Here is a 12,347-nt window from a genome sequence, read left to right as displayed (position 1 = left end):
AAGTGGCACGTCAAATTTCATTAGAAAATACACGTAATATTGGTATTATGGCTCACATCGATGCTGGTAAAACTACTTTAAGTGAGCGTATATTATTCTTTACAGGTAAAACTCATAGATTAGGTGAGGTTCATGAAGGTGCAGCAGAGATGGACTGGATGGAACAGGAGAGGGAAAGAGGTATTACTATTACTTCAGCTGCAACTACTTGTTTTTGGGATGGAAATAGAATTAATTTGATAGATACTCCTGGACACGTTGATTTTACTGCAGAGGTAGAAAGATCTTTAAGGGTATTAGATAGTGCAGTAGGAGTTTTCTGTTCAGTTGGAGGTGTTCAGCCTCAAAGTGAAACAGTATGGAGACAGGCTAGTAATTATAAAATTCCTAGAGCTATTTTTGTTAATAAAATGGACAGAATAGGTGCTAATTTCTATGCTGTTTTAGAACAGACTAGAGATAGATTAAAGGCTAATAGTCACCCAGTTGTTATACCTATAGGTGCAGAAAGTGGTTTCGAAGGTGTTGTTGATTTAGTAAACATGAAAGAAATAATTTGGGTTTCTGAAGACGGTATGAAAATAGAAGAGAGAGAAATCAGACCTGAATTAAAAGAGAAAGCAGAAGAATATAGAAATTCTTTATTAGAAGCAATTGTTGAGTATGACGATGATGCTATGAATAAGTTTTTTGAAGGCGAGGAAATAGATGTTGCTACTATAAAAAGACTTATAAGAACAGCTACATTAACAGCAGATTTCTTCCCGATGTTCTGCGGTACAGCATTCAAAAATAAAGGTATTCAAGTATTAATAAATGGAATAGTTGATTATTTACCATCTCCTATAGATAAGCCTGAAGTAGAAGGTACTGATTTAGATGGTAATGTTATAAAAAGAAAAATAGCTGATGATGAGAAATTCAGTGCATTAGCATTTAAAATAATGACTGATCCTCATGTTGGAAAGATAGCGTTTTTAAGAGTTTATTCAGGTATATTAGAATCTGGTTCTTATGTATACAATGCTACAAAAGGAAAAAGAGAGCGTATCGGAAGAATACTTCAAATGCATGCCAATAAGAGAGAAGAAATTGATCAAGTATACTCTGGAGATATAGCGGCAGCTGTAGGACTTAAAGATACTACAACAGGTGATACATTATGTCCTGAGAATGCTCCTATAATACTAGAAGCAATTAATTTTCCAGAGCCTGTAATAAATGTTGCTATAGAGCCTAAAACAAAAGGCGACAGAGATAAAATGTCAGTAGCTTTATCAAGACTTGCAGAGGAAGATCCAACATTTAGAGTTAGCTTCGATGAGGAAACAGGTCAGACAATCATTGCTGGTATGGGTGAACTTCACTTAGAAATCATCTGTGACAGAATGAAAAGGGAATATAAGGTTGAGGCAAATGTAGGACGCCCTCAAGTATCTTATAGAGAAGGTATTAAGAAAACAGTTGAAGTTCAAGGTAAATTCGTTCGTCAGTCAGGTGGTAAAGGTCAGTATGGAGATGTATGGTTGAGAATAGGACCAAATGAACCTAATGCTGGATTTAAATTTAATAATGAAATCGTTGGAGGGGCAGTTCCAAGAGAATATATACCAGCTGTAGAAAAAGGCTGTGTAGAGTCTATGAATACAGGTGTTCTTGCTAACTATCCTATGCTTGATGTTATAGTATCAGCATTTGATGGATCATTCCACCCAGTAGATTCATCAGAAATGGCATTCAAAATTGCTGCTTCAATGGGATTTAAAGATGGATGTAAAAAAGCAGATCCTTATCTTTTAGAACCTATGATGACAGTAGAGGTTGTAACTCCTGAAGATTATATGGGTGATATAATAGGAGATTTAGCTTCAAGAAGAGGGCAGGTTCACGGATTTACAGATAAGTCTGGTTATAAATCTATCAATGCTACAGTACCTCTTGCTGAGATGTTCGGATATACAACAAGTATTAGAAATGTATCTCAAGGTAGAGCTAGCTATACAATGCAGTTCTCACATTATGAAGAAGTACCTAAAAATGTGGCAGAAGAGATAATAGGTGCTAGAATGGGTAATAGCAAGTGAGTAACTAAAAATGTTACAAATTAAATATAAAAATAAATTCCTAAAGTATAAATAATTGGAGGATTAAAATGGCTAAAGGAACTTACGAAGGTAAAAAGACACACGTAAACGTTGGTACTATTGGACACGTTGACCATGGTAAAACAACATTAACATCATCAATAACAGCAGTATCATCTGCAATGTTCCCAGAAACAGTACAGAGAGTAGCTTATGACTCAGTAGCAAAAGCTTCTGAAAGTCAGGGAAGAAGAGACCCAACAAAAATTTTGACAATTGCAACTTCACATGTTGAATATGAATCTGATAACAGACACTATGCTCACGTAGACTGTCCAGGTCACGCTGACTACATTAAAAACATGATTACTGGTGCTGCTCAGATGGACGGTGCTATTCTTGTAGTATCAGCAGAAGACGGTGTAATGCCTCAAACAAAAGAGCACGTACTTCTTTCTAGACAGGTAGGTGTAAATTATATCGTTGTATTCTTAAATAAATGTGATAAATTAGATGACCCAGAAATGGCTGAAATAGTAGAAGCAGAAGTAATAGATGTATTAGATCACTATGGTTTCGATGGTTCTAAAACTCCTATTATTAGAGGTTCTGCAATCAAAGCTATTCAAGCTATTGAAGCAGGAAAAGATCCTAGAACTGATCCTGATTGTAAATGTATATTAGATCTTTTAAATGCATTAGATACATATATTCCAGATCCAGTTCGTGAAGTAGATAAAGACTTCTTAATGTCAATCGAAGATGTATACTCAATTCCTGGGAGAGGTACAGTTGTTACTGGAAGAATTGAAAGAGGTAAAATCGAGAAAGGTAATGAAGTTGAAATCGTTGGTATTAGAGATACTCAAAAAACAACTTGTACTGGTGTAGAAATGTTCAAGAAAGAAGTTGTTGGTATGGCTGGTTATAATGTAGGATGTCTTTTAAGAGGTATTGAACGTAAAGCAGTAGAAAGAGGACAAGTATTAGCTAAACCAGGTACTATCACACCTCATAAAAAATTTGAAGCAGAAGTTTATATCTTAAAGAAAGAAGAAGGCGGAAGACATAGTGGTTTCGTAACTGGTTACAGACCACAAATGTACTTCAGAACAACAGATGTAACAGGAGTAATCAATTTAGCAGAAGGTGCACAGATGATTATGCCTGGCGACAATGCTAACTTAACTATTGAGCTTATCACTCCAATCGCTATGGAAGAAAAACAAAGATTCGCTATTCGTGAAGGTGGTAAAACAGTAGGTAACGGTGTTGTAACAAAAATATTAGAATAATTAAGTAAGAAATAAAAGGGTATACCTTTCCAATTAAAGATATACCCTTTAATAAATTAAGAAAAAGCGAGTAATTCAAGCTATGAAAGAACAGAAAATACGAGTTAAACTAAAAGCCTTTGATATTGAGCTTGTTGATCAATCAGCTCAGTCTATAGTAGCCAGTGTAAAGAAAACAGGTGCTAGAGTATCAGGACCTATACCATTACCTACAAGTATTCGTAAGGTAACAGTAATAAGAAGTCCGCATGTAAACATTAAGTCAAGAGAACAATTTGAGATGCGTATATATAAAAGATTAATAGATATCTTTGATGTAACACCTCAGACAACAGAGTCTCTTAAGAAATTAGCGCTTCCAGCTGGGGTTGATGTTCAGCTTAAATAAGCGTTTAATTGAAATATTAAAGATAAAGCTTTACTACGTTTTATCTGTAATAGTTTGAAACAATAGAAAAGTAGTAAGTAAAATCATTATAGAGGATTCGCCGATGGTAGGAATAATTGGCAAAAAATTGGGTATGACAACAGTTTTCGATGAAACTGGTAATGCTATAGCAGTAACAGTTGTAGAGGCTGGACCATGCACAGTTATGCAGATAAGAGATAATGAGAAAGATGGCTACAGTGCTATTCAATTAGGTTATGGTGCCGTAAAAGAAAAGCATTTAAAGAAGCCTCAAATAGGTCAGTTTAAAAAAGCAAATTTAGAGCCTAAGAAATATTTAAAAGAGTTCAGAATGGACGATGCTAGTTCTTATACTGTAGGTCAGGAACTTAAAGCAGATATATTTCAAGCAGGCGATTTTATAGATGTTAGTTCTTTGAGTAAAGGTAGAGGTTTTGCTGGAGTAATGAAAAGACATAATTATGACGGCGGTCCTATGAGCCATGGTTCTAACTTCAGAAGAAGAGCAGGTTCTATAGGATGTAACAGTTACCCTGCAAGAGTATGGAAAGGTAAAGGTATGCCTGGACATATGGGTAATGCTTTAACTACTATACAAAACTTGAAAGTAGTTGAAATAAGACCAGATGATAATTTAATTATGATTAAAGGTTCTATACCTGGTGCTATAAACAGTATAATTAAATTAACATCAGCAGTAAAGAAACGTAATAAGAAGAAAAACTCAATGAATTAATTAGAGTGAAATAATAACAGGATGATAAAATGGAAGTAGTAATACTAAATGAAAATGGAGATAGCGTAGGCAATTTAGAGATTGTTGATGAGATATTTAAATCAGAAGTTAACAATAATCTACTTTACGAAGCAATCAAAAATGAATTAGCTAATAGACGTCAGGGAACTCACTCTACTAAAACAAGAGCAGAAGTTTCAGGAGGCGGTAAAAAGCCTTGGAGACAAAAAGGTACAGGAAGAGCAAGAGCAGGTTCTACTAGATCCCCAATTTGGGTAGGCGGTGGTAAAACACATACTCCAAAGCCTAGAGATTATAGCTATAGATTGCCAAAGAAAATGAAACGTAAGGCTCTATTGTCTGTTTTATCTTTAAAATATGCAAGCAATGTTCTTAAAGTTTTTGAGGATTTTACTTTTGATGCCCCAAAAACAAAAAGAATGGCTAGTTTTATAAGTAAGGTTAAAGAACCAAATACAAGAAAGGTGGCATTTGTGGTAGGTAAAGATGAATCTTTAGGAGATAATTATAATAAGTTATTATTATCTTTAAGAAACATCAAAGATTTAAAGCTTGTAAATGCAGACAGTATGTCTATACATCCTTTGTTTTATGCTGATGAGGTGTATTTTACTAAAACAGCTTTATCTAAATTAAATGCTAGAATTAAGGGTTAAAAATATGAGCATGTATTCACTTTTGATTGAGCCTATACTTACAGAAAAAAGTAATATGCTTAGAACTGAGCCTAAAGGAACAGAGAAGCGTTATTATGTATTTAAAGTAAGACAGGACGCTAATAAGCGGGAATTGATGAAAGCGGTTGCAAAAATATTTAATGTACATCCGCTAGATTGTAAGATAATAAATGTAAAGCCTAAAAAGAAAAATCGCAGAATGAGCAGACGCGGATATACACGCAGTTATAAGAAAGCGATAATAGTTCTTGACGGCAAAGAGACAATAGATATAGTAAAATAATGAGGGATACCGATGGCTATTAAGAAATTTAAACCGACAACACCAAGTTTGCGTTATCGTACAGTAGTTGATTTTTCGGATATTACAACAAATGAGCCTTGTAAATCATTAGTATGCGGAAAAAAACGTATAAGCGGACGCAGTACAAATGGTCGTATAACTATGCGTCGTCGCGGAGGCGGACATAAAAAATTATTTAGATTTGTAGATTTTAGAAGAGATAAACATGATATAGAGGCTAAAGTAGTTTCTATAGAGTATGATCCTAACAGAACTGCTCGTATAGCATTACTTCACTATACAGATGGCGAGAAAAGATACATAATATGGCCATTGGGACTTAATGTAGGAGATAGAGTAGTAAGCGGAGAGAATGCAAAAGTTAAAATTGGATGCAGTTTACCATTGAAAAAAATTCCATTAGGTACTATAATACATAACATTGAAATAACTCCTGGTAAAGGTGGTCAGCTTGTTAGAGCAGCAGGAGGTGGTGCTCAAATAACAGCTAAATCAGGCGGTTATTGTGTAATAAGACTTCGTTCAGGCGAAGAGAGAAGAATATTAGAAAATTGTTATGCTACTATAGGTCAGATTGGTAATTTAGATCATTTCAATACTACAGATGGTAAAGCTGGTACTACAAGACATAAAGGTAGAAGACCAAAAGTAAGAGGTGTTGTAATGAACCCAGTAGATCACCCTCATGGTGGTGGTGAAGGTAAGAGCGGACAAGGTAATCCACATCCAGTTTCACCAACAGGTGTACCTACTAAGGGATATAAGACTAGAAAGAAGCATAAATATTCTGACAGATTAATAATTAAGAGAAGAGGGGGTAAGAAATAATGTCTCGCTCTATTAAAAAAGGACCTTTTGTAGATAAGAATCTTTTTAAGAAGATACAAGCTGGAGATAATAAGCATCAAATAAAAACTTATAGCCGTGCTTCAACAATTATTCCAGAGATGATAGGTTTCACTATAAATGTTCATAATGGAAAAACATTTGTAGCAGTTTATATACAAGAAAATATGATAGGTCATAAATTAGGCGAATTTGCACCAACAAGAAAATTTATATCTCATGCAGGTGCCGCTAAAGTAGGTAAGAAATAAGGATTTAGACTATGGATTATAAAGTAAAGGTACGTTATTTACGCATTGGTCGCAGAAAGGTAGCAAGACTTCTTCCTTTTGTTAAAGGAGAGTATGTTAATCATGCTATATTCAATTTGGCAACAATGCCTCAGATGTCATCAGTAGTTCTAAGAAAGGCTATTAAGAGTGGAATAGCTAATGCTATATTCCAATCAAGAAATATCAATCCAGATACATTATGGGTAAAAGCTGCTTATGTGGATAAAGCTCCAACTTTAAAAAGAATACGTGCAGCAAGCAGAGGAAGTGCTGATCCAATATTAAAAAGACTTTCACATATTACTATAGTATTAAGTGATGATAAAAAACCTGAAAAGAAAAAAATTAAAGTTAAGAGTGCTAAGAAAGAAGAAGCACCTAAAGCAGCGGAGGTATAAACTATGGGTCAAAAGGTTAGTCCAATAGGTTTAAGACTCGGAATTAACAAAACTTGGTCTAGTAAATGGTTTGAAGATAGCAGAACTTATGCAGATAGTTTGCATGAAGATTTATCTATCAGACGCTATATAATGAATTATTACTATAAAACATTAAAAGAAGAACAAAAGAAAATAGGTGGAAAAAAAGAGTCTTTTGACCCTGCTATATCTGATATACAAATAGTACGTTTCCCAGATAGAATAAATATTTTCATCTCTACTGCAAGAGCAGGTGTTGTAATAGGTCCTAAAGGACAGAGAGTTGAAACTGTGAAAACAACAGTTCAAAAAATGGTAAAAAAACCAGTTCATTTCTCTATTACAGAAATTAGAGATGCAGAATTAGATGCTAATTTAGCTGCTCAGAATGTTGCTCGTCAATTAGAGATGCGTGTTGCTTTTAGAAGAGCTATGAAAAGTGTTATAACTCAGGCTATGAAGAAAGGTGCTAAAGGTATAAAAGTTATGTGTTCTGGTCGTTTAGCAGGTGCAGATATTGCTAGAACAGAACAATACAAAAATGGTTCAGTACCATTACATACATTAAGAGCTAATATAGATTACGGCACTGCAGAAGCACTTACTACATTCGGTATTATCGGAATAAAAGTGTGGATCTATAAGGGAGAAATTCTTGATAAGAAAGAACATAAGCAAGATGATGCAGGTAAAGTTATCAGTGCCAAAGGAGATAGATAATGTTACAACCATCAAGAATGAAATATCGTAAACATCATAGAGGAAGAATGAAAGGTAAATCTAAGAGAGGAAGTAATTTGACTTTCGGAGATTATGGTCTTATGGCATTAGAACCTGTATGGCTTACAGATAGACAAATTGAGGCTGCACGTATTGCTATATCAAGACATGTTAAGCGTGTGGGTAAAATGTGGATAAAAGTATTTCCAGATAAACCTTATACTAAAAAGCCTGCTGAAACTAGAATGGGTAAAGGTAAAGGTAATGTTGAATATTGGGTAGCTGTAGTTAAACCTGGAAAAATTATATTTGAAATAGCGGGTGTTCCAGAGGAATTAGCTCAATCAGCTTTCAGATTAGCTGGTTTCAAGCTTCCTATCAAAACAAAGTTCATTAAGAGGGAGGCTATATAATGGCTAAAAGTAAAGATTATAAGTCATTAGGTTTAGAAGAGCTTAAAAGTGAACTTCTAAAATTAGAGAAAGAATATCAAGAGCATAGATTTGAAAAAGTGGTTGGTGATGCAAGACAAACTCATCAACTTAAAAAAGTTCGTAAAGATATAGCTAGAGTTAAGACATTTATTCGTCAGCATGAACTTGGCATAAAAAAATAGTGAGGTATTACTGTGGAAAGCAAAGCAAAAAAATATAAAAGAGTACTTGAGGGAATTGTAGTTTCTGACAAAATGGATAAAACTATAGTTGTAAAAGTAGAAAGTAAGCAGAAACACCCACTCTATGGTAAAACTATTAGTAAAAATAAAAGATATAAAGCTCATGATGAAAAAAATGAATGTCATGAAGGCGATTTAGTAAGAGTAATAGAGTGTAGACCTCTTAGTAAAGATAAAAAATTCAGATTAACAAAAATAATAAAGAAAGCAGAGCGTATAGAAAAAGATTCTATGGACCGCGATGTAGAAAGCGTATTAAAACGTGAAAAACATGCTCTAGAAACAGCAGTTTCTTCACAGGTTGAAGGAGAGTAAGAATATGATACAAGTACCAAGTACTCTTAATGTAGCCGACAACACAGGCGTAAAGAAGTTAAAATGTATTAAGGTATTAGGTGGAAGCAGACGCAGATATGCTACTTTAGGTGATATAATCGTTTGTTCTGTAACAGATATAATACCTACTTGCTCTATAGAAAAAGGTAAAGTAGTAAAAGCTGTAATAGTAAGAGTAAAAAAAGAAGTTAGACGTCCAGATGGTTCATATATTCGTTTTGACGAGAATGCTGCTGTTATAGTAGATGATAAAAAAGAGCCTAGAGGTAAGCGTATATTCGGACCTGTAGCTCGTGAACTTAGAGACAGAGGTTTTATGAAGATAGTATCACTTGCACCAGAGGTAATATAATTATGATAAAGAAACAAGATTTAAGTAAGACAAAATACAAAGTAAAAAAAGGCGATACTGTTGAGGTAATATCTGGAGAGCAGAGCGGAGAACGCGGCGAAGTATTGTCTATAGATAGGTCAAGAGGCAGAGTTTTAGTAAAGAATATTAATATGGTAAAAAAGACTATGCCTAAAAGTCAGGAAAATCAAAAGGGCGGTATAGTTGAGAAAGAAGCTTCAATACATATATCCAATGTAATGGTCGTAAATAAAGCAGGAAAGACTACTAGAGTTGGAAGAAAAGAAGTAGATGGAAAATTAAAAAGATATGCCAAAAAATCAGGCGAAGTTCTTGACAAGTAAGTAGGAGAAAATAAATTATGTCAGTATTGAAAGATAGGTATGAAAAAGAAATTAAACAGTCTCTTTTAAAAGATATGAATTTAGGCTCTACTATGGCTATACCTAAAATAGAGAAAATCATCATCAATATGGGAGTAACTCAGGCTGTAACAGATAAGAAATATGTTGATTCTGCTGTAGAAGAATTAAGCCAAATAGCAGGTCAGAGAGCTGTTATAACAAGAGCTAAAAAATCTATAGCTAACTTCAAATTAAGACAAGGTATGCCTATAGGATGCAGAGTAACTTTAAGAGGCGAAAGAATGTATGATTTTCTTGAAAGATTAATTTTCATTGCTTTGCCTAGAGTAAGAGACTTCCAAGGTATTCCTAGAAAAGGTTTTGACGGTAATGGTAATTATAATTTGGGAATCAAAGAGCATACAATATTTCCAGAGATAAGTTTTGATAAAACAGATGCTGTAAAAGGTTTAAATATTACAATAGTAACAACAGCAGATAATGACGATATGGCACGCACTTTACTAGAGAGAGTTGGTTTGCCATTTCGTGCAGCACCTAAAAGTCAGGAGAATAAATAATGGCTAGATTGGCACTTAAAGTTAAAGCTACAAAAAAACAAAAATATAAAACAAGACAATATAATCGTTGCCCAATATGCGGCAGACCTCGTGCTTATATAAGACAGTACAAGATGTGCAGAATATGTTTTAGAGATTTGGCAAATAAAGGTTTGATACCGGGCGTAACTAAGTCTAGTTGGTAATTAAGGAGAATATGAATGAGCGTACATGATCCAATAGCAGATGCTTTAACTATAATAAGAAATGGTTGTAGAGCAAAAAAAGAAGTTGTTACTATACCTTTTTCTAGAAAAATGGAAAATATACTTGCAATTTTAAAGAAAGAAGGGTATATTAATGACTTCAAAAAAGTAGAAGTAAAAGATAAAAATTTCTTCCGCATAGAAATAGATCTAAAATATTATGAGGGAAGTTCAGTAATAGAAGGAATTCAAAGAGTATCAACTCCTGGTTTGAGAGTATATACTTCAGTAGACACTATACCTCAGGTAAAAAATGGATTTGGAATATCTGTAATATCTACAAGTAAAGGTGTTATGACAGATAAAGAAGCTAGAAAAGAAAATGTTGGCGGCGAAGTTCTATGCTATGTATGGTAATAAATTAAGAGGGTATTAATAATGAGTAGATTAGCAAATAAACCTATATCGATACCTCAGGGCGTTGAAATTAAAGTAGACGGACATAAAGTAATCGTAAAAGGTAAAAGAGGGGAGTTGACAAGAGAGTTTTTTGATTATATAATACTTGAACTTGAAAATAATTCTCTTTGGGTTAAGCCTCCTAAGATTAACAGTACTGATGAAACAGCTATTAAAGAAAATAGGGCTAAATATTCTGCACAATTAGGTTTAGTGTGGAAACTTGTTTCTAATATGATAGAAGGCGTTACAACTGGATATAAAAAGGTATTACAGTTAGAGGGTACTGGTTATCGTTCTAATGTTCAAGGGGATACTATAACATTGCAATTAGGTTTCTCTAGTGATGTTAAAATGAAAATACCTGAAGGTGTACAAGTAACAGTAGAGAAAGATACAAAGATCATTATAGAAGGTAATGATAAAGAACAAGTAGGCGAGCTTGCTATGAATATCAAAAAGAAAAGACCTGTTGAGCCTTATAAAGGTAAAGGTGTTAGATTTGAAGGCGAGTATATAAAATATAAAGAAAGTAAAAAAGCTGCTAAGTAAGGGGGGTTTTATGAGTTTAAGAGAAAAAATTAAAGCTCAACGCGAAAGAAGAAAAAGAAGTATACGTATAAAAATAGAGGGAAGTTCAGAGCGTCCAAGACTTACAGTTTATAAAAGTCTTAAATATGTATCTGCTCAAATAATAGATGATAGTAAAGGTATAACTTTAGTATCGGCATCTTCTCAAGAAAAAGATTTAAAAAGTGGTAAGAATGTAGATGTAGCCAAAGAGGTAGGAAAGGTATTAGCTACTAGAGCAAAAGAGAAAAACATAAGCGAAGTTTTATTTGATAGAAACGGCTATATATATCATGGAAAAATAAAATCCTTGGCTGATAGTGCTCGTGAAGCAGGATTGAAATTTTAAGGAGTATGACCTTGGCACACGATATAAACAATAACGAAGAAAAAAGTATGTATGAAGAGCGTCTTATAACTTTAAATAGAGTAGCTAAAGTTATGAAAGGCGGAAGACGTTTTAGATTTGCGGCTTTGATGGTTTTAGGAGATAAAAACGGTCATGTTGGTTTAGGTTATGGTAAAGCTAATGAAGTACCAGATGCTATTAGAAAGGCTATAGAGCAAGCTAAAAAGAATATGATAGAAGTTAACCTAAAAGGTGAAACTATTCCTCATAATACAGTAGGTGTATTTAGGAGTAGCAGAATAATTATGAAACCTGCTTCTAAAGGTACTGGAGTTATTTCAGGAGGTCCTGCACGTGCTGTATTAGAATTGGCTGGAGTAAAAAATATTCTTTCTAAATCTTTGGGTAATAACAATTCAATGAATTTGGCTAAAGCTACTTTTGAAGGTTTAAAATCTTTAAAAACAGTAGAGTATATGGCTAATAAAAGAGGAATTAGTATAGACCAGATTTATGGGAGGGCAGAATAATGGCTAAAGTTGTAATAACATTAGTAAAATCTCCTATAGGCTATGAAAAATCTCAAAGAGATACAGTTGTAGCATTGGGTTTTAAAAAGAGAAAAAGAGTTGTAGAACATGAAGCAACTCCTCAGATAAATGGAATGATAAATAAAATATCACACCTTCTTAAAGTAGAGTATAAGTGAGGT

The 12,347-nt window shown here is 33.8% G+C and carries 22 protein-coding genes; all 22 read left to right on the top strand.

The window, feature by feature from the left end; genetic code table 11:
* Positions 1-2 precede the first annotated feature (2 nt).
* The 22 genes from fusA (at position 3) to rpmD (ending at position 12,344) form a co-directional block, all read left to right on the top strand.
* Positions 3-2,084, top strand: coding sequence for an elongation factor G (gene fusA, locus Q1J76_RS11205; RefSeq protein ID WP_300370333.1), 2,082 nt, complete (start codon positions 3-5; stop codon positions 2,082-2,084).
* Between the two features lie 68 nt (positions 2,085-2,152).
* On the top strand, positions 2,153-3,379 hold the full coding sequence (gene tuf, locus Q1J76_RS11200) for an elongation factor Tu (protein ID WP_300370330.1): 1,227 nt from the start codon (positions 2,153-2,155) through the stop codon (positions 3,377-3,379).
* A gap of 82 nt (positions 3,380-3,461) precedes the next feature.
* Positions 3,462-3,767, top strand: coding sequence for a 30S ribosomal protein S10 (rpsJ, locus tag Q1J76_RS11195; protein WP_300370327.1), 306 nt, complete (start codon positions 3,462-3,464; stop codon positions 3,765-3,767).
* 103 nt (positions 3,768-3,870) lie between these two features.
* Positions 3,871-4,524: a 50S ribosomal protein L3 gene (rplC, locus tag Q1J76_RS11190; protein WP_300370325.1), complete on the top strand. Its 654-nt coding sequence runs from the start codon at positions 3,871-3,873 to the stop codon at positions 4,522-4,524.
* 29 nt (positions 4,525-4,553) lie between these two features.
* On the top strand, positions 4,554-5,201 hold the full coding sequence (gene rplD, locus Q1J76_RS11185) for a 50S ribosomal protein L4 (protein WP_300370323.1): 648 nt from the start codon (positions 4,554-4,556) through the stop codon (positions 5,199-5,201).
* 10 nt (positions 5,202-5,211) lie between these two features.
* Positions 5,212-5,505 (top strand): 50S ribosomal protein L23, encoded by a 294-nt coding sequence (rplW, locus tag Q1J76_RS11180; protein WP_300370472.1) that lies wholly within the window; start codon positions 5,212-5,214, stop codon positions 5,503-5,505.
* A 12-nt stretch (positions 5,506-5,517) separates the two neighbouring features.
* Positions 5,518-6,354, top strand: coding sequence for a 50S ribosomal protein L2 (gene rplB, locus Q1J76_RS11175; protein WP_300370321.1), 837 nt, complete (start codon positions 5,518-5,520; stop codon positions 6,352-6,354).
* The gene (gene rpsS, locus Q1J76_RS11170) at positions 6,354-6,623 is read left to right on the top strand and encodes a 30S ribosomal protein S19 (RefSeq protein ID WP_008723378.1); all 270 of its coding nucleotides are present in this window, start codon (positions 6,354-6,356) and stop codon (positions 6,621-6,623) included. Before rplB ends, rpsS begins: the two co-directional genes overlap by 1 nt.
* 11 nt (positions 6,624-6,634) lie before the next feature.
* A complete protein-coding gene (gene rplV / locus Q1J76_RS11165) occupies positions 6,635-7,042 on the top strand; it encodes a 50S ribosomal protein L22 (protein ID WP_300370319.1) in 408 nt (135 codons plus the stop codon).
* Positions 7,043-7,045: 3 nt separating this feature from the next.
* The gene (gene rpsC / locus Q1J76_RS11160) at positions 7,046-7,783 is read left to right on the top strand and encodes a 30S ribosomal protein S3 (protein ID WP_300370317.1); all 738 of its coding nucleotides are present in this window, start codon (positions 7,046-7,048) and stop codon (positions 7,781-7,783) included.
* Positions 7,783-8,196: a 50S ribosomal protein L16 gene (gene rplP, locus Q1J76_RS11155; RefSeq protein ID WP_300370314.1), complete on the top strand. Its 414-nt coding sequence runs from the start codon at positions 7,783-7,785 to the stop codon at positions 8,194-8,196. The genes rpsC and rplP overlap by 1 nt, the downstream gene beginning before the upstream one ends.
* Positions 8,196-8,399 (top strand): 50S ribosomal protein L29, encoded by a 204-nt coding sequence (gene rpmC / locus Q1J76_RS11150; RefSeq protein WP_300370311.1) that lies wholly within the window; start codon positions 8,196-8,198, stop codon positions 8,397-8,399. The genes rplP and rpmC overlap by 1 nt, the downstream gene beginning before the upstream one ends.
* Positions 8,400-8,411: 12 nt before the next feature.
* A complete protein-coding gene (rpsQ, locus tag Q1J76_RS11145; protein ID WP_498034141.1) occupies positions 8,412-8,774 on the top strand; it encodes a 30S ribosomal protein S17 in 363 nt (120 codons plus the stop codon).
* A gap of 4 nt (positions 8,775-8,778) precedes the next feature.
* Complete coding sequence (gene rplN, locus Q1J76_RS11140; protein WP_295157605.1) at positions 8,779-9,147, top strand: 50S ribosomal protein L14; 369 nt, start codon at positions 8,779-8,781, stop codon at positions 9,145-9,147.
* Positions 9,148-9,149: 2 nt separating this feature from the next.
* Complete coding sequence (gene rplX, locus Q1J76_RS11135) at positions 9,150-9,491, top strand: 50S ribosomal protein L24 (RefSeq protein WP_300370308.1); 342 nt, start codon at positions 9,150-9,152, stop codon at positions 9,489-9,491.
* A gap of 17 nt (positions 9,492-9,508) precedes the next feature.
* Entirely contained in the window at positions 9,509-10,072 is a 564-nt protein-coding gene (gene rplE / locus Q1J76_RS11130) for a 50S ribosomal protein L5 (RefSeq protein WP_300370305.1), read from the top strand.
* Positions 10,072-10,257 (top strand): type Z 30S ribosomal protein S14, encoded by a 186-nt coding sequence (locus Q1J76_RS11125; RefSeq protein ID WP_008723403.1) that lies wholly within the window; start codon positions 10,072-10,074, stop codon positions 10,255-10,257. The genes rplE and Q1J76_RS11125 overlap by 1 nt, the downstream gene beginning before the upstream one ends.
* A 15-nt stretch (positions 10,258-10,272) precedes the next feature.
* On the top strand, positions 10,273-10,674 hold the full coding sequence (rpsH, locus tag Q1J76_RS11120; protein WP_300370300.1) for a 30S ribosomal protein S8: 402 nt from the start codon (positions 10,273-10,275) through the stop codon (positions 10,672-10,674).
* 21 nt (positions 10,675-10,695) lie between these two features.
* Positions 10,696-11,268 (top strand): 50S ribosomal protein L6, encoded by a 573-nt coding sequence (rplF, locus tag Q1J76_RS11115; protein WP_300370297.1) that lies wholly within the window; start codon positions 10,696-10,698, stop codon positions 11,266-11,268.
* 10 nt (positions 11,269-11,278) lie between these two features.
* The gene (rplR, locus tag Q1J76_RS11110; RefSeq protein WP_300370295.1) at positions 11,279-11,635 is read left to right on the top strand and encodes a 50S ribosomal protein L18; all 357 of its coding nucleotides are present in this window, start codon (positions 11,279-11,281) and stop codon (positions 11,633-11,635) included.
* Positions 11,636-11,646: 11 nt separating this feature from the next.
* Positions 11,647-12,165, top strand: coding sequence for a 30S ribosomal protein S5 (gene rpsE, locus Q1J76_RS11105; protein WP_498034143.1), 519 nt, complete (start codon positions 11,647-11,649; stop codon positions 12,163-12,165).
* Entirely contained in the window at positions 12,165-12,344 is a 180-nt protein-coding gene (rpmD, locus tag Q1J76_RS11100; RefSeq protein WP_300370292.1) for a 50S ribosomal protein L30, read from the top strand. Before rpsE ends, rpmD begins: the two co-directional genes overlap by 1 nt.
* The last annotated feature ends 3 nt before the right edge of the window (positions 12,345-12,347 follow it).

The organism is Brachyspira sp. (genome assembly GCF_029258575.1).
Lineage (GTDB): Bacteria > Spirochaetota > Brachyspiria > Brachyspirales > Brachyspiraceae > Brachyspira.
The sequence above is the reverse complement of the archived record's forward strand: the minus strand, read 5'-3'. Positions and strand labels throughout refer to the sequence as shown.

Excerpts from the sequence above, each read along its gene's own strand:
- tuf (WP_300370330.1), top strand. The coding sequence starts at position 2,153 with ATGGCTAAAGGAACTTACGAAGGTAAAAAGACACACGTAAACGTTGGT.
- rpsJ (WP_300370327.1), top strand. The coding sequence starts at position 3,462 with ATGAAAGAACAGAAAATACGAGTTAAACTAAAAGCCTTTGATATTGAG.
- rplC (WP_300370325.1), top strand. The coding sequence starts at position 3,871 with ATGGTAGGAATAATTGGCAAAAAATTGGGTATGACAACAGTTTTCGAT.
- rplD (WP_300370323.1), top strand. The coding sequence starts at position 4,554 with ATGGAAGTAGTAATACTAAATGAAAATGGAGATAGCGTAGGCAATTTA.
- rplW (WP_300370472.1), top strand. The coding sequence starts at position 5,212 with ATGTATTCACTTTTGATTGAGCCTATACTTACAGAAAAAAGTAATATG.
- rplB (WP_300370321.1), top strand. The coding sequence starts at position 5,518 with ATGGCTATTAAGAAATTTAAACCGACAACACCAAGTTTGCGTTATCGT.
- rpsS (WP_008723378.1), top strand. The coding sequence starts at position 6,354 with ATGTCTCGCTCTATTAAAAAAGGACCTTTTGTAGATAAGAATCTTTTT.
- rplV (WP_300370319.1), top strand. The coding sequence starts at position 6,635 with ATGGATTATAAAGTAAAGGTACGTTATTTACGCATTGGTCGCAGAAAG.
- rpsC (WP_300370317.1), top strand. The coding sequence starts at position 7,046 with ATGGGTCAAAAGGTTAGTCCAATAGGTTTAAGACTCGGAATTAACAAA.
- rplP (WP_300370314.1), top strand. The coding sequence starts at position 7,783 with ATGTTACAACCATCAAGAATGAAATATCGTAAACATCATAGAGGAAGA.
- rpmC (WP_300370311.1), top strand. The coding sequence starts at position 8,196 with ATGGCTAAAAGTAAAGATTATAAGTCATTAGGTTTAGAAGAGCTTAAA.
- rplN (WP_295157605.1), top strand. The coding sequence starts at position 8,779 with ATGATACAAGTACCAAGTACTCTTAATGTAGCCGACAACACAGGCGTA.
- rplX (WP_300370308.1), top strand. The coding sequence starts at position 9,150 with ATGATAAAGAAACAAGATTTAAGTAAGACAAAATACAAAGTAAAAAAA.
- rplE (WP_300370305.1), top strand. The coding sequence starts at position 9,509 with ATGTCAGTATTGAAAGATAGGTATGAAAAAGAAATTAAACAGTCTCTT.
- Q1J76_RS11125 (WP_008723403.1), top strand. The coding sequence starts at position 10,072 with ATGGCTAGATTGGCACTTAAAGTTAAAGCTACAAAAAAACAAAAATAT.
- rpsH (WP_300370300.1), top strand. The coding sequence starts at position 10,273 with ATGAGCGTACATGATCCAATAGCAGATGCTTTAACTATAATAAGAAAT.
- rplF (WP_300370297.1), top strand. The coding sequence starts at position 10,696 with ATGAGTAGATTAGCAAATAAACCTATATCGATACCTCAGGGCGTTGAA.
- rplR (WP_300370295.1), top strand. The coding sequence starts at position 11,279 with ATGAGTTTAAGAGAAAAAATTAAAGCTCAACGCGAAAGAAGAAAAAGA.
- rpmD (WP_300370292.1), top strand. The coding sequence starts at position 12,165 with ATGGCTAAAGTTGTAATAACATTAGTAAAATCTCCTATAGGCTATGAA.